This is a genomic window from Leifsonia sp. HAY1-4F, assembly GCF_056755275.1.
Window position 1 is genome coordinate 1 of the sequence record NZ_JBNDHX010000029.1, and the last position, 20597, is coordinate 20597.

Genomic DNA, 20597 nt, shown 5'->3' on the forward strand with positions numbered 1-20597 from the left:
CTGGGGCTGCAACCTTCAGCGCCAATCTACAACGCTGTCAGGGCATGTCAAGCAGAGCGTCCGGGGTCTCCGACACCGTGCGATTGGGCCTCTCCGCGGGATGCGACGTTCGTCACGAATGTGGGTTCAGACGGCTCGTCGGGGCACATTCGTCACGAATGCCGTTCAGGGGAAACGACCGTGCTCATCGATCCAGCGCTCGCCCGGTGCTTCCGCGAGGCGACCCCTTAAACCGGAAGCCAGGACCCGGCACGAGGGCCGGGCCCTGGGTTTTATTTCCCCATACCCGTAGCTACGGGGTCTTGGAAGCTGCCGTTCACAGTACCCCGCGCGCGGTGGACCTCAAGCGGCCGCCGGCTGAAGGGACGGCGTCGCTGCGAGCGCAGCGATCCGGGCAGCGTCCCTCCCGACGCCGTGCACCATGGCCGACGCCATCGAGGTCAGGAAGTGCAGGCCGACGAAGTACAGCCCCGGCGCCTCGGCGACCACCCCGCGATCGTGTCGCGGCTCACCGCGGTCATCGAGGATGGGAAGCCGGATCCAGTCGAATCCCGGATCGTAGCCGCTGCACCAGACGACGTTCGTCACCTCCAGAGGTGCGCCATCCACGACCGGTAGCCCGTCGTGCGCACCCGTCACCCGCGCGGCACGGACGACCCCGAGACGGTCCAGGTCGCGCGACTTCACGCGGATGAGCGGGACACCGCGCGTCATGACCTTCGGCCGGGCACGGCGTCCGACGGGCGTGTTCACGGACATGAGATGCGGGAACACCACGCCGTTGAGCGCATGCACGAGGATGTGCCGGTTCAGGAACCCGGTGTACGAGCCGGGCACTTCACCCGTGCTCGGGCCGGCGAGGACCACCTCGTGGCCGGCGCGGATGTCTTTGGCGATCTCCGCCCCGGAGTTGCCGGCGCCGACCAGGAGCACTCTGCCGGGCAGAAGCTGTGCGGGACTCGTGTAGGCGACGGCGTGCAGCTGCCGGATCCCCGCATCCAGCTCGGAGGCGAAGGCCGGGATGCGCGGTCGCTGATAGTTCGACATCGCGACGATCACGTGGGCCGACCGGAACGTGCCGGACGCGGTCTCGACGGTGAAGACGTCGCCGTCGCGGCTCAACGCGGTCACCCGCCGGCCGGTCAGGACCGGCAGCTCGAACCGGGCGGCGTAGGACTCGAGGTAGCCTGCCATCTCATCCTTCGACGGGCTTCCGGCAGGATCGCCGGGCATCCGCATCCCGTCGAGGCCGTCGTAGCGGCGCGGGGTGAACAGCTCGAGGCTGTCCCACCTGGTCCTCCAGGCGTCGCCGATGCGGTCCCGGCCGTCGAGCACGAGATGCTCGACGCCCAGCCGGCGGAGGTGATACGAGACGGAGAGTCCGGCCTGACCCCCGCCGATGACGAGCGTGTCTGTCGTGGTGTCCATGCGCTCACGGTAGGTTTCGCGGGCGTGCGCGCGCATCGGCGTATCGAGCCGGACGCCGCGCCGGGAATGGGTATTTCCACCCAGCGAGGACGGCTCAGACGTGGAGCAGATCGTGCTCGTAGGCGTACGCCGTTGCCGCCGCGCGAGAAGGGACGCCCAGCTTCGCGAGGATGTTGCTCACGTGGCGATCCACGGTCCGCGCGCTGAGCGCGAGTCGTTGGGCGATCTCCTTGTTCGTGATCCCGGTCGCCGCGAGCCGGAGCACCTCGGCCTCCCGCGGGCTCAGGATGCTGGGCCCAGCGGGTCCGCTCCCGTCACGAGCGCCGAGGGCGTTGGATGCACCGGGGTCACCGAATGCGTCGAGCACCCCGGGGGCACCCGCCGCGCCGAGCGCCTCGAGCGCGGAGCGGGCCGTCTCTCGCTGCATCCGCGCGCCCTCCGCGTCGCCGAGCGCGTCGAACGCGTCGGCCAGCAGCAGGCGTGCGCGCGCTTCGTCGTAGAGGGCACCGAGCTCCTGCCACCCGGCGAGCGCCTGCGTGAGCGGATCGACGGCCGCCGCGGAGTCTCCACCGGCCAGCAGGATGCGGCCTGCCGCGTGCACCGCCTCGGCCCGGAGGACGGGAGTCGCGAAGCGCTCGGAGATGGACGCCAGTTCTCGTGCGGCAGCGGCCGCCTCGTCGTTGCGGCCGTCAGCCAGGAGGATCTCGACCGCAGCAGGCAGGAGCCGCGCCCGTCCCAGCGGGCTGGACGTTGTGCCGAGAGCCCGCCCGATCCCGGCGGCCGCCGTCGCGACGTCTCCCTGGACGAGCCGGAGGAGGGCCAGTCCGGGCTGCGGATCGACGCCCCCGGCAGCTGCGGCGGCGTAGTGCGCTTCCGCGTCCGGGTACTCACCGCGCAGTCGGAGCACCTCGGCGGTCTCGTAGGCGGCGCCGGCGCGCTCGCGCCGGTCCGCGGCTGGAGCCGTCGCGACCCGGTCCGCCTCCTTCAGCGCGGCATCCCACTCCCCCGCGAACAGGAACAACCCGGCCCGGTGCACACGACAGGTGCCGTTGAACGTTGCGAGCTGCGCCTGCGAATCGCACCACTCGCCCAGGACCGCCGACCACTCCCGCGCCCGGTCCACGGCGAAGACGCGGTCGCAGCATCCCAGTACCGCGCAGTAGACGAGGCCACGGGTCAGCTCGCCGGTGACGGCCGACGTGGCGGTGAGCATCGCCTCGTCGAGCATCCGGATGCCCGCCTCGACATCGCCGTCCTCGATCAGCGCCCGCCCGCCGAGCTGGAGGGCCAGAGCCGCAAGGTCGGGCTCACCGTGCCGTTCAGCGCAGGCGACCCCTTCCCGGGCGAGCGCCAGCGCCTCCCGGTTGCGGTGCGCCCGGAGCTCCCTGTGGATGCGCGGCACGAGCAGGTATCCCTGCTGCACGCAGTCGCCGTGGCGGTCGGCGAGCTCCCGCGCCCGTTCGAGCCAGGCCTGGGCGCGGCCGGCCTCACCGAGCGAGAACAGCCGGAAGCCCAGCCAGAACGCGCACTCCGCCGCGATGAGCTCGTCGCCGGCCGCCAACGAAAGCCCGTAGCCGCGTTCGAGGAGCGCGAAGGCTTGCGGGTCGCGGGCGGTCAGCGAGGCGGAGCGCGCGTACCGGGTCAGGTCGTCCAGCCCGAGGGGTGCGGACGCCGCGTCTGCGTCGGCGTCCGAGGCGTTTGCGGCAGCGGCCGCATCGGCGTCCGCGTCGGCCTGCGCGAAGAGGGCGTACGCGTCCTCCCAGCGCCGGCTCGCGAAAGCCGTACGGGCCTCGCTCAGGGCGTCCGCCATCCACTCATTATGACGCCGGCGTGTCGTCCAGCGCTCCTCCTCCCCCGTCACAGGAAGGGGGAGGAGGAGCCCGGGTCGGTCAGGCCTCGCGGGTCTTCGGGGAACGCTCCTGGGTGTGCGACGGGTCGCGCTCGATGACATCGCCGAGCACGTCGTCGATCCGAGCGAGCAGTTCGGCGGGAATCGTGACGCCCGAGGCCTTGACGTTCTCCAGGACCTGCTCGGGCCGGGAGGCGCCGATGATCGCCGTGGCGATGTTGTCGTTCTGCAGCACCCAGGCGACGGCGAGCTGCGCCGGGGTCAAGCCGAGTTCCTGGGCGATCGGCGTCAGCTCCTGAACGCGGGTGAGCACGTCATCCGTGAGCCACCGCTTGACGGCGCCCGCACCGCCCTTCTCGTCGGTCGCCCGGCTGCCTTCCGGCAACGGAGCGCCCGGGCGGTACTTGCCGCTCAGCACGCCCTGCGCCACCGGGGACCAGACGATCTGCGAGATGCCGAGTTCCTTGGAGGTCGGGACGACCTCCGCCTCGATCACCCGCCACAGCGCCGAGTACTCCGGCTGGTTCGAGATCAGCTGGATGTCGAGCTCCTTCGCGAGCGCGGCGCCGGCACGCAGCTGCTCGGCCGTCCACTCGCTCACGCCGATGTAGAGCGCCTTGCCCTGCCGCACGACGTCGGCGAACGCCTGCATCGTCTCCTCGAGCGGAGTGAAGTAGTCGTACCGGTGCGCCTGATACAGGTCGACGTAGTCCGTCTGCAGCCGCGAGAGCGACCCGTCGATCGACTCGAGGATGTGCTTGCGCGACAGCCCGACGTCGTTGTGGCCCTTCGGCCCGGTCGGCCCGAACACCTTCGTGAAGATCTCGATCGACTGCCTGCGCTCGCCCTTCAGCGCCTCGCCGAGGACGGTCTCCGCTGCCGTGTTTGCGTACACGTCCGCCGTGTCGAACGTCGTGATGCCCGCATCCAGAGCGGCCCGGACGCACGCGGCGGCCGTGTCGTTCTCGACCTGGGAGCCATGAGTGAGCCAATTGCCGTAGGTGATCTCGGAGATCTTGAAGCCGGAGTTGCCCAGGTACCTGAACTGCACAGTCGTTTCCCTTCACCACTGAACGAGGTCGTCTCTGCGATGCTAGGCGCTCCCCCATTCAGGAATCCAACAGGTGCCATTTCTCGGATTCACCTCTCCACCCTCTGAATCGGCTCGACCTCCCGCACGCGCCCGCATCCACTCCCGCCGAGGTGCTCGTTGTTGCAGCCGACACGCCGTGCGGGCGTGCAACAACGAGCACCTCGGCGGGAGGGATGCGGTGGGCGCAGACGCGGATCAGTCGCCGTAGGCGCCGAACAGCCGAAGCTCGGCGATGTTGATCCAGTCCGTGTTGGCGATCTTGAGGTACCGGTATCCCGTGGCGGGCTGTGCCGCCGGGGCGGCAAGGGTCTGCCACGAGAGCGTCCCGACGGCGTTGTTCGTCACCGTCGTCCAGGTGGTCAAGTCGTTGGAGCCTTCCAAGTGCAGGTTCCCCGCTCGGCCGGTTCCGTTGCTGTCCTGCCGGACGAGCAGCTCCGCGTGATCGAGCGCAACAGTGTGGCCGGCGCCGAAATCGAGGATGGCGTAGTACTGGCCGTTGACCGGCCCGATGTCGGAGAACGTGGCCGGGTTCGAGTCGAACATCCTGTCGACGTACACCTGCTTGGCGGTCTCGGGCTGCCCGGTCGGCGAGACGACCGCCGCGAGCGACGGTACGTTCTGGATCACGTTCTGGTCCGACGAAAGGAACACGGTCGAGCCATCCGTCGAGCGGACCAGCGCCTGCCGCGTCTCTCCGGCCGGCCCGGAGTACTGCACCCGGAACGGCAGTTTCCGCCCCGGCTGTGCGTCGTAAGTCAGGGCGAGCGACGCCCGCCACGTCGTCCCCGAGCCGGTGACCGTCGCGGGGTTGCCGTCGATCGTGGCCGAGACACCCGTGATCGCTTCCGAGGTGGCGAAGTCCACGTTGACGGTGTCGCCTTTCACCGCGCGGCTGCCGACTGCCCCTGTGGATGCGATGTGCGCCGCGGCGACGGAACTCGGCAACGGTGCGACCCGCGTTCCGAACAGGCGAAGCTCCGCGATGTTGATCCAGTTGTTGTTCGCGATCTTGAGGTAGCGATACGCCGTCGGCGACACTCCGGGCCACAGCCCCCAGGTCTGCCAGTCGAGGGTCGGCTTCGCGTTGTTCGTCAGCACGGTCCAGGTCGTCTGGTCGTTCGATCCTTCGAGGTGAAGGCTCGGCGCCCGGCTGGTGCCGTTGCCGTCCTGACGGACCAGCAGCTCGGCGTGATCGAGCGCGAGCGAACCGCCGTCGCCGAAGTCGAGGGTGATGTAGTACTGACTGTTGATCGGGCCCACGTCGGAGAACGTGGCGGCGTTGTCGTCGAACATCTTGGCCACATACGGGACCTTCGACGCCTCCACCGTCCCGTCCGGCGCCACCGGCGTGGTGATGGCCGGAACGTTCGCCACCAGCCCGGAGGAGTTCGACAGGAACAGCTTCGACCCATCGCTGCTGACCACGAGCGGGTCGGCCGTCTTGCCGTCCGCTGTGGTGTAGCCGATCGAGAACGCGGCGTACTGGCCCGAGGGGATGGTGCCGGGCAGCACGGCCTGAGCCTTCCACGACGTGCCCGAACCCGTGACCGTCGCGGGCACTCCCTCGATGGTGCCGGCCACATTCGTGACGGGCTCCGTCGTCGTGAAGGCGACCGTGACGGTGTCCCCATCGGTGGCGATGCCCGGGACGGGGTCGTTCGAGGAGATGGTCGCCGTCGCGATCCGGTCCACGGCCTCGGATCGGTCGCCGTGGATGTGGAACTCGGCGACGCTGAAGATTCCGGGGAAGTTCGGATCCGTCGGCGCCCCCGGCTGGTCGACCTGCACCTTGAAGAACCGGAATGTCTTGTCCGTGAGGGAGGGATCGACCGGCAGAGTCTCCATCGCGTTCGTGTTCGTGGTCATCGCCGTGGTGAGTTTCGTCCAGGTGACGTCGTCGTTCGACCCGTAGACGTTGCTCCCCTGCGAGCGGTTCCCGAACGTCTGTCGTGCCTGGATTCCGAAGGCGTTCGCCTTCACCCGGTAGCCCGGGCCGAAGTCGACCGTGAAGGACCGGACGGTCAGGTCGCCCGAGAACGTGTAGTTGTCTCCGTCCACCAGGTAGCCGAGCACGGTGGAACCGAGCGAGGATGTCGCGATCGCGTGGTAGTCGAGGGTTCCATCCGGGAGCCTGGGGTTCAGCAGTTGGAGCCGCGTGACGGCTTCCTGCACCTTCACCAGTGCGGCGAGGAAGTCCGCGTCGCTGCCGGATGCCGCGAGCGTGGTCGCAGCGGCCACCACCGCGTCGAACGGCGATCGGCTCACTGTCGTGTACACCGTGGCCGGATCGAAACCGTCCTCGGCGAGGGTGATCGCGTCGGCGCGGTCCTTCGCGATCCGCGCGCGCACATCCAGCGCCGTGTCGGTCGTCCCGTCGTCGGCCTGGACGACGATGGTGTGGTCGCCCACCTGCTGCGTAGTGGGCGTCCAGAGCAAAGCTCCGGTGGACTGGTTCAGGCTCACGCCCTTCGGGGCGACGGACAGCGAGTACGCGACGGTGTCGGTCGTCGAGGAGTCCTGGGCGGAGAGGTCCGCGGACAGCTGCGCCCCTTCGACCCCGATCAGCGTCGTCCCGGTGCCCTGGGGGAAGACGGGCGGGGTGACGTCGGCGGCCGCGTTCGCGGTGACGTAGTCGAGATCGATCCGGCCCTTCTGACCGCTGAACGAGTAGTAGACGATGTTGTTGTCGCCCATCTGCGCGGGCGAGACCACGGCGGTGTTCATGTCGTAGGTGATCGTGCGCCAGTGTCCGCCTGTGTCGGGAACGGTGATCGTCGTGTACGGAGCGGCGTCGGGTACGCGCCGCACCTCCAGCGTGGACACGGAGTCCGTGCGCACCTCGATCGCGACGGGACTGTAGCCGGTCCGCGCTCCGTACTGCATGGTGCGGACTGCGATCACTGCGGGCTTCTTCTGCACGGCGGTTCGCAGGAAGGTGCGATCGCCTTCGGTCACGGCGGTCGCCTTCCCGGAGATCACCGACGCCTTCTGGACGAACGGCAGGTTCTTCTGCGGTGCCGGTTCCTTCTCGCCCTTCGCCGCTGCGGGGATCGACAGCCAGTAGTCGTCACCGGTGAGGGTGCCGCCCCAGAAGCTCTGCAGGCCGTCGGAGCCGACGGCGGTTCCGACCTCGTTGACGTTGAAGTTGTAATACAGCGGCCCGTCCCGCTGCTCGAACTGCTGCTCGATGTACGGCGCGACCTTCGCGACGTCGACGTGCTCCTGGTACGTGTAGATCCGGTAGAGCTCGTTGAGCGAGTTGCTCCAGCGCCCCCGGTAGGACTGGGCCAGGGAACCGCCCTGCTGCGTGATGTCGATCCACGGCACGCTGTAGCCCATCATGAAGCCGACGAATGCGTTCGAGCCGGCGAGCAGCCGGTCGCCGAGGAAGGCGAACGGATCGACCGCGTTCGCGGCGGTGGAGACGGTTCCAGCGACCGGATCGAGACGCGTCTTCTGCGTGGCGACGATCCTGGCGAGCGTTGTGAGGGTGAGCACGTCGTCCGCGGCGTGCGCCTGATCGCGTCCCATCTCGATGTGGTTGACGAAGGAGAAACCGTACGGGTTGCGCGGGTCGCTCTTCTCGATCAGCCGGTACATGGAGGCGAGCGCGCCGTTGACGTCCTGGTTCGGCGCGGTCGAGTTGACGCTGAACCATTCCACGCCCTGGTCGTACCTGGCCCGATTGTCCGTGAAGATGTAGCCGGCCATCGCGCCGAGCAAGGGCAGGGTCCCCTGGTTCATGTACCAGGCGTTGCCGTAGTCGAAGGTCTGCACGGCGGGTACGACGAAGTTCGCGCTGAAATCCGTCGTGTCCCGGTCGGTCCACGACGTCGGGTACCCATCGGCCGCCGGCAGCGCGGAGGTGTAGCGCAGCAGCTCGGCGGCGGCGATCAGCCGGTAGACGAAGGGACCCGTCTTGATCTGCGCATCGGTGAAGAATTTGTACTTGGCCGGATCCATGTGGCTCCAGATCCGGATGATCTTCAGCGCGTTCTCCCGGTAGACCGGGTTTCCGGTGAGGTAGTACAGGACTGCTTGCGTGTACGCACCGCTCGAGTCCGCGAACAGCTTGTTGCTGACTCCGACGGTGTCGAAGGCGTCGGTCGCCGGAACGCCGTCGCCCGCACCCTGGTTGGCCGAGCCGAGGGTGGGGCTGGCGTACTTGGTGACGACCATTCCGTGGAAGTAGTCCGTCCACGGCTCGGCGCCCGCGAGCAGCTGCGCTCGCGTCTTCTCCAGGCTCCCTGCGTCGACGCCGATGCCAGGGTGCACGAATCCGGCGGAGCTGGTGGTCGTCTCGATCACGACCGCATCGCTGACGGCCGGGTCTGCGGCGCCCACGGTGCCCGCGGCGGCTCCCGCGCTCGCGGCGCTCGCGGTCTCGGCCACGGCGCCTGCGGTGGGGACGAAGGTCCCGACCGCGAGTGCGGCTGCCGCGACGACGGACGTGAATATGCGTACGCGAGTGCTCCGCAGTGCGAACATGCGCTTCTCCTCCAGGGGTGCGCGGCCTCATCGCCGCGAGTGGAGTGGATAGCGTTATCCACTCGAAGGGCAGTTTGCCAGGCCTGCGGAGGAAGGTCAAGCCTCGCTAGCGGAGCTCGACGACGCGAGCGGAGAGGCCAGGAGGGGTCTCCACGACGAGATCCGGACCGTCGAGGTGCGCCGTCCACGCGTCGGCCCCGTCAGCGAGATTCAGCACGGACGCCTCGCTGCCGCGGCCCGCTCCGGGAAGCGTGATCCGTCGAGCGCGCTCGGCCCGGTCCCAGACGAAGACCCGCGTCGCGACACCGTCGGTCAGGCCGAGGCACACGGTCTCGTCGTCCCAGCCGGGGAAGCCGAGCGGCCAGAACGGTTCGCTGCGGGCCAGCCACGGGCGCCAGGCCTTGTGGAGTCGCACCGCCGTCGCCACCATCGCTCGCGCTCCGGCGTCGAGCTCGTTCAGGAACCCGGAGAGGTAGAGCCTGCCGGCGAGCCCCGTGACCAGGGTGAACTGGACATCCTCCCGGCTCATCGCGGCCGCCGGGTACGCCCAGTTCCCGCACTGTTCCGGCAGGATCGTCGCCGGCGCCGAGGCCGCCACCGGCGGGTACAGGCGGAAGTCCTGCTGGTCGCTGGTGGATTGCAGCTGCGTGACGGCCAGGAGGTCGTAGTCGGCGCGCATCCCACCGGAGCTGCAGTTCTCGATGCTGACCTGGGGGTGGCGGGCACGCACGCCGGCGATCCAGTCGCGGAAGGCGCGGGTGTGCGCCAGCAGCCCGGCGCCCGCACCGGCGCCCGCACCCGCGTCCTCCCCACCCGCACCCACGGTCCCGGCGCCTGGATTGATGTTGTAGTCGAGCTTGAAGTAGCTGATCCCGAACTCCTCGACGAGCCGGTCGACGACACCGTCGAGGTGCGCTCGGGCGGCGGGATGCCGAAGATCGAGCTGGTAGCGCTCGTGCTCCACCACGCGTTCGCCGAACCGCCGGAAGAAGGCCTCCTCGGGAAGCCGCTGCGCCACGGGACTGGCGACGCCGACCACCTCGGGCTCCAGCCAGATTCCGCTGCGCATCCCGCGGGAGTGGATGGCATGGATGACCTCACCGAGGCCGTTGGTGAAGCGCTCCGCCGACTCCCTCCACTCGCCCACGGCCGGCCACCAGTCCCCCATCGCCGGATCCGCGTACCATCCGGCGTCGATGCAGAAGCACTCCGCCCCCGCATCGGCAGCCGAGTGGATGAGCGGCAGCAGCACCTCGGTGGACGGTTGACCCATCGTCGTGTTCATGAAGTCGTTGTAGACCACCGGCAGGCCATCGAGTTCCTGGTTGCGAACGCGCAGCCAGCGCCGGTACCGGGTCAGTTCGGCGAGCGCTCCGTCTCGGCCGTTCGCGCTGACGGCGACGGCGGCCGGCACGCCGGTGAAGCTCTCTCCCGGCTGGAGGGTGACCGCGAAGTGGTGCTCGAGATCGGTGGGCCCGAGGATCGTCAGCACCCCTCCGTCACGCGCCTGCGACAGCTCCCACTGCCACGGCCCGCTCGACTCCACCTGCCACGCGATCGCCGCGCCGTCCTCGCGCAGGAGGAGACCGGCCGGCAGCCGCTCGCCGGTGGACCAGGCGCCGTGACTGCTGACAGCATGGTGGCCCCGTCCGTCCTGGCCGTGGAAGGCCAGATTCAGCCGCGGCAGCACTGTCCTCACCGGCTGTTCGGACCACCGGTCCTCGGCGAGCCACTCACTGCGGGCGCTGCTCAGCAGCACACGGTCGAGCTCGTCCTCCGAGTGTCCGAATCCGAGGGCCAGCGAGCTGAGGGCCGTGATCGTGATGGGCGCATCCGACCCGTTCGTGACGGTGGTCTGGAAGGCGTAGGCCGCCGCATCCACGGGACGCCGGATCGTCGTGGTGGCGATGAGTCCCGTGACCTCGTCCGCCTGCACGACGGTGAGCTCCCGGTGGTCCTCGCGTTCGTGCACGCGGTGCTCCACCACGCGGAGCCGGTCGCCGACGGCCGAGTGGATGTACGCCTGACTCGTGCGCGCACGCTGCTCGTTCGCCGTGAACAGCTGCACGACCGCCACGGAGGAACGTCCGGCGAAATCGGAGCCGTCGAGGCCGGCCACCGACAGCGGCGAGTCATCGCTCCACGTCAGCTCGGCGAGGAAGGGATCGATGGACTGCTCCGGGGCGAGTTCGATGACGATGATGACTCCTTGATCGGGTTCATCAGAGGATAGCGTTATCCAATCAGACCGACAAGACCGCGGCTCAGGGAGCGATGCGTCGACCTCGCAGGAAGGGCCCCGCCTTCAACGTGACGGCGTCGACCTTGCTCTCCGTGCCGTCGAGCACCAGGGAGACCGCCGCCTCCCCGAACGCCTCCAGCGGCACCTCGACCGTGCTGAACTCCGGGAGCAGGTCGGAGATCATCGGGACGCGGTCGAAGCCCGTGATCTGCAGCGGCCCCGGTACCGGGATGCCCAGCTCTCTGGCGCGCACCATCGCCCCGACCGCCATCGCGTCGCTCATCGCCGCGACGACATCCAACCGGCTCGCGCCCTCTCCGAGTTCACCGAAGGCCGCGTATCCACCGTTGCGCGAGAACTCCTCATGCACGATGCGGACGCCTTCCGCGGGGATCCCGCGGCTCTCGAGCCCCGCGAGGAATCCGGCGACGCGGTCACGCGAGGTGATCTGCTCCTCCGGGCCGGCCAGGATGGCGAAGCTCCGCGCGCCGTCGTCCGCCAGGGCGCCGGCGAGCGCCGCTGCCGCCGCCGCGGTGTCGATCGTCACGTGCGGGAAGCCGAGGGTGCTGTCGCCGATCACGACCACCCGCGCACCCTGCTCGGAGAGCACTCCCAGTTCCCGCCCGATGGCCGCCTCGCGTGCCGCATCCACCGTCCGGCCGGTCGCCACGATGACGCCCCTGTGCCGTTCTCCGCGGAGCGCCTCGAGGATGCGCCGCTCCCGGCGGGCGTCGTCGGCCGTGGCACGGACAGCGACGGAGAGCCCCCGCCGCTCGGCCGCATGCATGACGCCGGCGATGATGGTCGCAGAACCCTGGTCTTCGATATCGCCCACGAGCAGTGCGATCGTCTTGCTGCGGCCTCCCTTGATGGTCTGCGCCGCCGGGTTCGGCGCGTAGCCGAGCGTTCGTGCCGCCGAGCGGACCCTCTCGCGCAGCTCGGCGGTTCCGCTGGCGTCCCCGCGGACGCCGCCGTTCAGGACGCGGGATGCGGTGGGCACCGAGACGCCGGCGAGCCGTGCCACATCGGTGAGCGTCGGCGGTCTGGTGTCAGCGCGCTTGGGCACGTTCGGGTCCTTTCCGCGCAGAAGTGCGTCCCCCCAGGGTAGAGGGCGCACTGCTGCGTGGGCGAGACCAGGCAGGGGCCGCACCGTTCGGTGCGGCCCCTGTTGTCCAGGAAAAGAGGGGCGGACTACTTCTTCTGCGCCTTGAGGTACGCGTTCGCCTGCTTCTCCATCTCGGCCCGAAGGGCGTTCACGCCGGCGGAGTCGGCGGCCTTCTTCAGCTTGTCGAGCTGGCCGGCCACGTCGACCACTCCGTAGTAGAGCGGGTTGGCGTACTGAGTCATGACGTTGTTCATCTGAGCTGCGGCCTGCTTCACCGGCGTGACGTCCGGGATGAAGGAGGCGTACGCCGACTTTGTGAAGTTGCCGTAGTCCTGCGCCCAGGCGAACACCTTCTTCTCCGAGTCCGTCATGAACGACGACTTGCGCTCGAGACCCGAGCGCCACAGCAGGGCGAAACCGGGGAAGGCGTAGTCGCTCAGCTGCTTGATGCCGCCGTCCGACGTCGCCTCCCAGTCCTTGCCCTCGATGCCGTACTCGACCAGGTCGTGGTTCTTCTCGACGGAGAGCCAGTCCTGCAGCGCGAGCGCCCGCTCCACGTTCCCGCCGTTGGCGTTGACGACGACGAGGTTGTCCGCCTGGAAGGTCTGCAGAGGCTTGACCGAGGTGAAGGCTTTCCCGTAGGGAAGCACCTCTTCCAGATCCGCTCCGGGAACAGCTTTGCGGAGGGCGACGAGCATGTTGCTGGCCGTCCCATCCGTGATCGCCCACGTGCCCGCGTACTTGCCGGCCTTGAACTGCGCCTGGACGGTCGCGTTCTCGGCGTTGAGGCCATCCCCGTTGATGATCCCGTCCTGGTAGTACTGGCGGATCTTCGCGAACGCGCCGAGCACACCCTCGTCCTCCCACAGCGGGACGAGCTTCACGGTGCCGTTCTCCGCCGCCTTCTCATCGAAGACGAACCACAGCCCGGAGCCTGCGAACTGCGCGACATACGCCTCGGTCGGGTTCTGCCAGGAGTGCTGGTTGAACAGCCCGCTCGGCGTCCCGAGCACGAGCTCGAACGTCTGGTTGGAGGCCACACCGAACGGCGTGACGCCGGCCTCCTTCTGCTTCACGTCGTAGAAGTATTTCTCCAGCGTGTCGTAGTCCTGGATCTCGTCGAACCCGAGCTTGCCGGCCAGGTCCTTCCGGATGCTGAAGTGCTGCAGGCGCGCGGCGCTGTTCACCTGCGGGATGCCCCAGAGCTTTCCGCTCCACTTGTTCGACTCGATGAGCTGGCTGGAGAGCTGCTTCTTCAAGTTCGGCCACTTGTCGATCTCGTGGGTGAGGTCGGCCAGGGAGTGGCTCTGCTGCAGCTGGGCCATGTTCAGCCACAGCGCCTGCAGCGCGGTGTCGAACTTGGCGCCGGCCGTGAACTTGAGAAGCGCCTGCTGCCCGTAGTTCTGCCAGTTGATGAACTGCGCATCCAGGGTGAAGCCGTGCTCCTTCTGGAGAGCCTTGTTCGCCTGAGCGAGGACCGTGTTCCATGTACTCGGTGCGGTCGAGGGCAGGATCGCCTGCGAGGTGCCGGAAAGGGCGCCTGCGGCGGAACCCGTGGGGGTGCAGCCGGCGAGGCCGAGGCCGATTCCGATACCCGCTGCGCCGGTGAGGGCGAGGAACCCGCGCCGATTGAGGGTGCTGGTTGACATGTCCGAATACTCCTTTGTGGGACAGCTCTGGTTGGGGGTGGTGGGGGTGCTCGCTAGCCTTTGCTCGCGCCGAGGGTGAGGCCCTTGACGAAGAAGCGCTGAGCGAACGGGTAGGCCAGCAGGATGGGCGCGATGGTCAGGACCGTCATCGCGAATCGCAGCTGGTAGATCGGGGCGGCGGCCTGGGAGACGGTGGCACCCGGGAGGCTGGCGGCATTGGTGACGTTGGCGATCAGGTTCTGGAGGGTCAGCTGGAGCGGATACAGGCTCGGGTCGGAGATGAACAGGAGGGCCATGAACCATTCGTTCCAGTACGTGACGGCATAGAAGAGGCCGAGCACCGCGAGGATGGGCTTCGACAGCGGGATGACGATCTGGAAGAAGATCCGCAGCTCGCCGGCGCCGTCGATGCGGGCCGAATCGAGGATCTCCTCGGGCAGCTGACGGAAGAAGCTGACGGCGACGAAGATCAGGAAGGGCGCCAGCATGACGGGCAGGATCACCGCGAACCAGTTGTTGTTGAGGCTGAGCACCTGCGTGACCAGGAGGTAGAGCGGGACGAGACCTCCGGTGAACAGCATCGGGATGTAGGCGAAGATCGTCAGCGGCCGGCTGATCCGCGGAAGCCGCCGGGCGATCACCCAGGCGAGGGATGCCGTGCACGACAGCGACAGCGCGGTTCCGACGATCGTGATGAACAATGACGCGCCGTAGCTGGTCACCAGCGCACCACCCGAGAACAGCATCTGGTACGCGGCGGTCGAGAACGGCGCAGGCCACAGGCTGTAGCCGGTGCGCGCCAGCGCCGACTCGTCCGTGAACGAGCCGGCGATGATCATCCACAGCGGGATGAGGCAGAACAGCCCGAACAGGGTGACGCATACGTAGCTGACCAGCGTGAACGGCTCGAACCGGGCGGGACGGCGGCGCTTGGGTCGCGCGCTCCTTCTCGTGCTCTGCGTGTCATCCAGGACCGCCGCGGCGTCGAGGTCGGTGATCGTCTGGGTCCGGCCGGTGATCGTGGTGCTCACAGGATGCTGCTTTCTCGATCGACGCGGCGCTGCACGAGCACCGCCGCGGTGACGAACACGAAGCCGACCACGGACTGGAACAGACCGATGGCCGCCGTCGTCCCGAAGTCGCCGATGGTCCGCAGGGAACGGAACACGTAGGTGTCGATGACATCGGTGGTCGGGAAGAGGGTGCCGTTGTCGCCGACGATCGCGTAGATGGTCGCGAAGTCGCCGAAGAAGATCCGGCCGATGCCGAGCACCACGAGGATGCCGACGGTGGGCAGCAGCAGCGGGGTCGTGACCGACAGGGCCATCCGCGCCCGGCTCGCGCCGTCGATGGCCGCGGCTTCGTAGACCTCCTCGGGGATGGAGGTGATGGCCGCGAGGAAGATGACCGACGTGTAGCCGCCCAGCTGCCAGACCTTCACGATGGTGAGGATCCACGGCCAGGCGCCCGGCTCCGTGTACCAGTTCACCTGCGGCAGATCGACGACGCTGAGGAGGTTGTTGAGCAGACCGCCGCGGCCGCCGACGCCCGAGAGCACCACCTGGAGCATGATCGCGATGATGATCGGCGAGACGAAGTAGGGGAAGAAGATGGTCGACTGCATGAACCGCCGGTAGAAGTGCCCGCGGATCTCGTTGAGCATCAGGGCGAGCAGCAGGCCGGCGAGCAGGGAGGCGCCGAGGAAGAGGGTGTTCAGGACAACGGTGTTGAGGACGATCCGCGGCGCATCCCCGCTGGCGAGGAAGTACCTGAAGTTGTCCAGGCCGTTCCAGGCGCTGCCGAAGATGCCCTGGCTGATATTGAAGTCTTTGAACGCCACCACCAGCCCGGCCATAGGGCCGTAGGCGAAGATCAGGAACCACACCACTCCGGGAAGGGCCAGCAGCAGCAGGCCGAGGGTTCCCCGGGATGTCGGTTTGCGCCGCTTGGGAAGAGCGACGGCAGCGCTTCGTTGCACATGAACTCCTTGCTGGTGTTCCACAACCATCGTGGAACTAGTTTCATTAACGGGCAACATAACCCACCCGCCACGTGCGCGTCAAGCAACGCTGTACCATCCGAGCATGGAGAGCAGCGAAGGGGCGAGACGCAGCCGCCCAGGGGGATCGCGGGGCCCGGCAAGGGTCGGCGCCGTCAATCTTCGGGATGTCGCGGCGCACGCCGGCGTGTCCCCGGCAACCGCTTCCCGCGTGTTCGGAGGGAGCACGAAAGTGCACGACGCGACCCGGGCGAGGGTGCTCGCGTCGGCGCAGGAGCTCGGCTACGTGGTGAACGGCCTGGCCCGTGCCATGCAGGGCCGGGGACCGAGGACGATCGCGTTCATCGTCCGGGTCATGATCGGTCCGACGTTCGCCTCCCTGGCGGCGGGCGTCGAGAGCGTCGCCGGCGAGAACGGTCACCTGCTGTTCATGTCCACCACGAACGGTTCCGAAGAGCGCGAGGCGGAGCTCATCGCCACCCTGCGCGAACAGCGTGTGGCCGCCGTCCTTCTCGTCGGCTCCACGGCATCCGATGCGGCGTTCGACGCCCGGGTGGCCGCCTACGCCCGCGACCTCGCGGACATCGGCGCCCCACTGGTCCTCTGCGGCCGCCCCCCGGTCGCGGGAACGTCCCTGGTCGCCGTCGACTACGACCAGCGCGCGGGTGTCGGGATGGCCGTCGACGAACTGGTCCGGTCGGGGCACCGCCGGATCGCCTACGTCGGCGAACCCCGCGGGATGACGACGGCGGAACAGCGGATGGACGGCTACTTCGCGGCCCTCGAGCGCCACGGGATCGCCGTCGACGCCCGTCTCGTCCGCGAGAGCCTCAACTACGAGGACCACGGCGAGCGCGCCGTGGCGCAGCTGCTCGCCGACGACACGGGCGCGACAGCGATCGTCTGCATGACCGACAACATCGCCGTGGGCGCCTACCGCGCCGCGCGCCAGGTGGGAGTGCGGATTCCGGAGGATCTGTCGGTGGTGGGCTTCGACGACGTCCCGATCGTCGGAGACCTGACACCCGGCCTGACGACCGTGCACCCGCCGTTCTTCGAGGTCGGCGTGGCCGCCGCGGAGATCGCGCTCGGACTGCGGCCCGCCTCCAGCGTCCTGCTGCAGCCCCACTTCGTCCGTCGCGGCTCGGCGGCGGCCCCCCGGTCGTAGCCGCCGCGGCTCGCGGCCCGCTGCCCGACGTTCTCGCCCCCACCGTCGCGCCCCACCATCGAGTCCGCAAAGATTGCACGCTGACACGGCGTGTCCTGTGCAGTCTGTGCGGACTCGATGGTGGGGCTGCGGTCCGAGGGCAGCTGGGGGTGTGGTCGACCGTTTCGGAGGAGACGCAGCTGTTAGGGGCAACGGATTCCTCCGTTTCCGCACCTGACCGGAGTACCGCGGGCTCGCTTCCTCCGTTTCCGACGGCGCCGGAAAGGGAGGAGAAGTCGGCGAGGCACCGGCGCATCAGCGGGAAAGGGAGGAGTTGCGGGACGTAAACGGCCGAGGACGCCTCCGTTGCCTGCGAAGTGCGGACTGCGCACGCCGCACGGGATCTTGCGCTTTGGCCCTTGTGTAACTAGTTTCAGATCAGCGACTTCCGCCGCACACACGATCCGATGAGGTTTCCATGACGAGCGCACCCGGCCTTTCGACATCCTCGGCCCCTGCCGAGCCGGCCGAACCGACCGAAGACGCACCCGTGGAGTTCGTGCTGGCGATGGATCCGCCCGAACTGGCCGAACGTCTCTTCGGGGACGGGATGCGCGCGCTGCGGATCCCTGGGTCGCGGCCGGCGCATCCTCACCCGTTCGCATCCTTCGGCCGACCGGAGGCGCGCCGCGCGCTGAGCCGGGCGCAGGTCCTCATCACCGGATGGGGCGCTCCCGCTCTGACGGACGCCGACCTCGATGCCGCCCCGCGGCTGCGCTACGTGCTCCATGCGGGCGGCCAAGCGGCGGCGCTGCTGCCCGCCTCGGCCCACGACCGCGGCATCCAGGTGTCGAACGCCGGCTGGGTGAACGCCATCCCGGTCGCCGAGTTCACGATGTCGATGATCATCCTCGCGAACAAGAGCACGTTCCAGGCGCACCGGCTGTACGGGCAGCGGCGCAGCTTCATCGACCGGGAGCTCGAGTTCCCGACCGCAGGCAACGTCGGCAAGACCGTCGGCATCGTCGGGGCCTCCCGGATCGGTCGCATCGTGATCGAACGGCTCGGCGGGATCGACGTCGACGTCGTCGTCTACGACCCGTACCTCCCTGCGGACGAGGCCGCCCGGCTCGGCGTGGAGCTGATGGAGCTGAACGAGCTGATGGCCGTCAGCGACGTCGTCACACTGCACCCGCCGCTGAACGCCGCCACGACGAAGATGATCGGCGCGGTGCAGCTGGCCGCGATGAAGGACGGCGCCACGCTCATCAACACGTCCCGCGGCCTCGTCGTCGATCAGGAGGCACTGGTCGCCGAGCTGCGCACGGGCCGGATCGACGCCATCCTGGATGTGGCCCACCCCGACGTCCTCCCGCGGAACAGCGAGCTCTACACGATGCCGAACGTCTTCCTCACACCCCACATCGCCGGCTCCATGGGATCGGAGATCCGGCGGATGGGCGACCACGTCGCCGGCGAGCTCGAGCGGGTCACCCGCGGACAGCCCCTCGCCTTCCCCGAGGCGCTCCGGTGACCCTGCATGTCGTCGCGACGCTGCCCCGCGGCCCGCGGAGGGGAACCATCGTCGCGATTCCCGGTCTCTCGGAGTCCGCCGAGTCGTTGCAGGCGACCTGCCGGCACTGGGCCGGCCGCGGATTCCGGGTGCTGGCGATCGATCCTCGAGGACACGGCTCGTCGCCCCGCTGGACGGAGGAGCAGTTGCGGTCCCATCCGGGAGACATCATCGTCGACGAGCTGCTGAGCACGGTCGACGACTGGTGCGACGACTCCGACCAGCCCTTGATCCTCTTCGGTCACTCCGCCGGCGGCTCCGCTGCTGCCGCCGTCGCCGCGCGCACCCGGCGGGAGGTCGACGCCGTGGTCCTCGAGGATCCGTTCTGGCGCCTGCCCGTCACCCACCACCAGGACCCGGACGTCGCGAAAGCCGCGACCACCTGGCTGCTCCGCCAGCAGGAGCTCACCGATGACGAGCGCCGCGAGGAGGCCGCAGCGATGCATCCCGCCTGGCCGGCCGACGAGCTCGCCGGCTGGTCCTCGTCGAAGGCGCAGATGGATGCTGCCCTCGTCCGGCACGGGGATGTCATCCCGAGTCGCCCGTGGCCGGTCCTGCTGACCGATCTCGCCGACCGGTCCGTCCCTGTCCTCATCGTCACCGGGACGGTGCGCATCGGGAACACCGCTGCCCACCGCGCGATCGAGCGTTCGCTCGGCGCGCAAGTGGAGGTGTTCGAGGGAGCCGGGCACTACATCCGGCGCGACGAACGGCAGCGGTTCCACGCCACGGTGGATGCCTTCCTCGACTCCGTCCTGACCGCCGAGCCGGGTGCGCGCCCGAGTTCCGACCCGGACTGACGGAGCTGCCTGTGGCGGTTTCGCACAATCCGGCCTACCATCAATGAAACTAGTTCCACACAGTTCGACAACAGTTCCACCCACGGAAACGAAGGAGTTACCAATGTTGGGAAATCTCACCGGATGGCACGCGCTGATCATCCTCGCCGTCGTCGTGCTGATCTTCGGCGCCGCCAAGCTCCCGGCTCTGGCCCGTAGTGTCGGCCAGTCGGTCCGCATCCTGCAGAAGGAAGTGCAGAAGGACAAGCGCGACCCGGAGGCGTCGACGAATGCGGCCGCCGCCGTCGCCGAGCCCGAAGTCACCAGCGCGGGGAACGCCTGAGCCCTCATGCGTCACCCAGCTGCGCGCGACCCTGAGCGGCGCATGGGACTGGCCGAGCACTTCACCGAGCTGCGCCGCCGACTCACGCGCGCCGCCGTGGCGATCGGGGTCGGAGTGGTCGCCGGCTGGTTCGCGGCCGAACCCGCTCTCGACTTCCTCCGGAGCCCGGTCCTCGTTGCGGCACGGAGCCAGGACCGGGCGGTCGTCATCAACTTCCCGTCGATCTCCGCCGCCTTCGACCTGCGGATCGAGATCGCCGTGATCGTCGGGATCGTGCTGTCCAGTCCCGTGTGGCTGTATCAGCTCTTCGCCTTCTTCATGCCCGCCCTGAACCGCCGGGAGAAGCGGTACACCTCCGGCTTCGTCCTCAGCGCACTCCCGTTGTTCATCGCCGGGTGCGCAGCCGGCGTGTGGGTGATGCCGCACATCGTCCAGCTCATGACCGGATTCGCGCCCGCTCTCACGTCCTCCTATCTGGATGCGAGCGCCTACTTCGACTTCGTGCTGAAGCTGACGCTCGTCACCGGAGTCGCCTTCGTGCTTCCGCTGTTCGTCGTCCTGCTCAACTTCGCGGGAGTGGTGTCAGGACGCGCGATCACCCACGCCTGGCGCTGGGCTCTGCTCGGCATCTGCCTGTTCACGGCCATCGCGACGCCGGCCGCCGACGTCATGTCGATGCTGCTGCTGGCGGCGCCGATGCTGGCTCTGTACGGGCTCGCGTGCGGCGTGAGCCTGCTCAACGACCGCCGCCGCGTCCGCCGCCTGGAGGCGACCGTGACCGAGTCCCTTTTCGTGGAAAGCTGATCATCATGTTCGGGCTGACTTTCGACAAGATCGTTGTGATCGCGCTGATCGCCGGGTTCCTGCTCGGGGCCGCAGCGCCTTCCGGCCGCGGCCGCGGC

At 68.6% G+C, this 20597-nt stretch carries 14 protein-coding genes; 5 read left to right on the top strand and 9 right to left on the bottom strand.

Annotated elements, in window-relative coordinates; all coding sequences use genetic code 11:
• Positions 1-342 precede the first annotated feature (342 nt).
• The 9 genes from ACPYOG_RS07945 to ACPYOG_RS07985 form a co-directional block, all read right to left on the bottom strand.
• Entirely contained in the window at positions 343-1428 is a 1086-nt protein-coding gene (locus ACPYOG_RS07945; RefSeq protein ID WP_481293695.1) for a flavin-containing monooxygenase, read from the bottom strand.
• Between the two features lie 94 nt (positions 1429-1522).
• The gene (locus ACPYOG_RS07950) at positions 1523-3238 is read right to left on the bottom strand and encodes a LuxR C-terminal-related transcriptional regulator (RefSeq protein WP_481293696.1); all 1716 of its coding nucleotides are present in this window, start codon (positions 3236-3238) and stop codon (positions 1523-1525) included.
• Between the two features lie 79 nt (positions 3239-3317).
• Positions 3318-4328: an aldo/keto reductase family protein gene (locus ACPYOG_RS07955; RefSeq protein ID WP_481293697.1), complete on the bottom strand. Its 1011-nt coding sequence runs from the start codon at positions 4326-4328 to the stop codon at positions 3318-3320.
• A 237-nt stretch (positions 4329-4565) separates the two neighbouring features.
• On the bottom strand, positions 4566-8858 hold the full coding sequence (locus ACPYOG_RS07960; RefSeq protein ID WP_481293698.1) for a putative Ig domain-containing protein: 4293 nt from the start codon (positions 8856-8858) through the stop codon (positions 4566-4568).
• A 106-nt stretch (positions 8859-8964) separates the two neighbouring features.
• Positions 8965-10977 carry a glycoside hydrolase family 36 protein gene (locus tag ACPYOG_RS07965; RefSeq protein WP_481293699.1) on the bottom strand — a complete coding sequence of 671 codons (2013 nt, stop codon included), beginning with the start codon at positions 10975-10977 and terminating at the stop codon, positions 8965-8967.
• Positions 10978-11122: 145 nt separating this feature from the next.
• On the bottom strand, positions 11123-12166 hold the full coding sequence (locus tag ACPYOG_RS07970; RefSeq protein WP_244527823.1) for a LacI family DNA-binding transcriptional regulator: 1044 nt from the start codon (positions 12164-12166) through the stop codon (positions 11123-11125).
• Positions 12167-12291: 125 nt separating this feature from the next.
• Positions 12292-13854, bottom strand: coding sequence for an ABC transporter substrate-binding protein (locus ACPYOG_RS07975; protein ID WP_481293700.1), 1563 nt, complete (start codon positions 13852-13854; stop codon positions 12292-12294).
• 53 nt (positions 13855-13907) lie between these two features.
• The gene (locus tag ACPYOG_RS07980) at positions 13908-14885 is read right to left on the bottom strand and encodes a carbohydrate ABC transporter permease (protein WP_090034579.1); all 978 of its coding nucleotides are present in this window, start codon (positions 14883-14885) and stop codon (positions 13908-13910) included.
• Positions 14882-15832, bottom strand: a complete 951-nt coding sequence (locus ACPYOG_RS07985; protein WP_170857392.1) for an ABC transporter permease subunit — start codon at positions 15830-15832, stop codon at positions 14882-14884. Before ACPYOG_RS07985 ends, ACPYOG_RS07980 begins: the two co-directional genes overlap by 4 nt.
• Before the next feature lie 106 nt (positions 15833-15938).
• Here ACPYOG_RS07985 and ACPYOG_RS07990 point away from each other — a divergent pair, with 106 nt between their 5' ends.
• The 5 genes from ACPYOG_RS07990 (at position 15939) to tatC (ending at position 20499) form a co-directional block, all read left to right on the top strand.
• Entirely contained in the window at positions 15939-17021 is a 1083-nt protein-coding gene (locus tag ACPYOG_RS07990; RefSeq protein ID WP_481293701.1) for a LacI family DNA-binding transcriptional regulator, read from the top strand.
• 457 nt (positions 17022-17478) lie between these two features.
• Positions 17479-18534, top strand: coding sequence for a hydroxyacid dehydrogenase (locus ACPYOG_RS07995; RefSeq protein ID WP_481293702.1), 1056 nt, complete (start codon positions 17479-17481; stop codon positions 18532-18534).
• The gene (locus tag ACPYOG_RS08000) at positions 18531-19373 is read left to right on the top strand and encodes an alpha/beta hydrolase (protein WP_481293703.1); all 843 of its coding nucleotides are present in this window, start codon (positions 18531-18533) and stop codon (positions 19371-19373) included. Before ACPYOG_RS07995 ends, ACPYOG_RS08000 begins: the two co-directional genes overlap by 4 nt.
• 103 nt (positions 19374-19476) lie before the next feature.
• The gene (tatA, locus tag ACPYOG_RS08005; RefSeq protein ID WP_481293704.1) at positions 19477-19695 is read left to right on the top strand and encodes a twin-arginine translocase TatA/TatE family subunit; all 219 of its coding nucleotides are present in this window, start codon (positions 19477-19479) and stop codon (positions 19693-19695) included.
• A 42-nt stretch (positions 19696-19737) separates the two neighbouring features.
• A complete protein-coding gene (tatC, locus tag ACPYOG_RS08010; RefSeq protein ID WP_481293705.1) occupies positions 19738-20499 on the top strand; it encodes a twin-arginine translocase subunit TatC in 762 nt (253 codons plus the stop codon).
• The last annotated feature ends 98 nt before the right edge of the window (positions 20500-20597 follow it).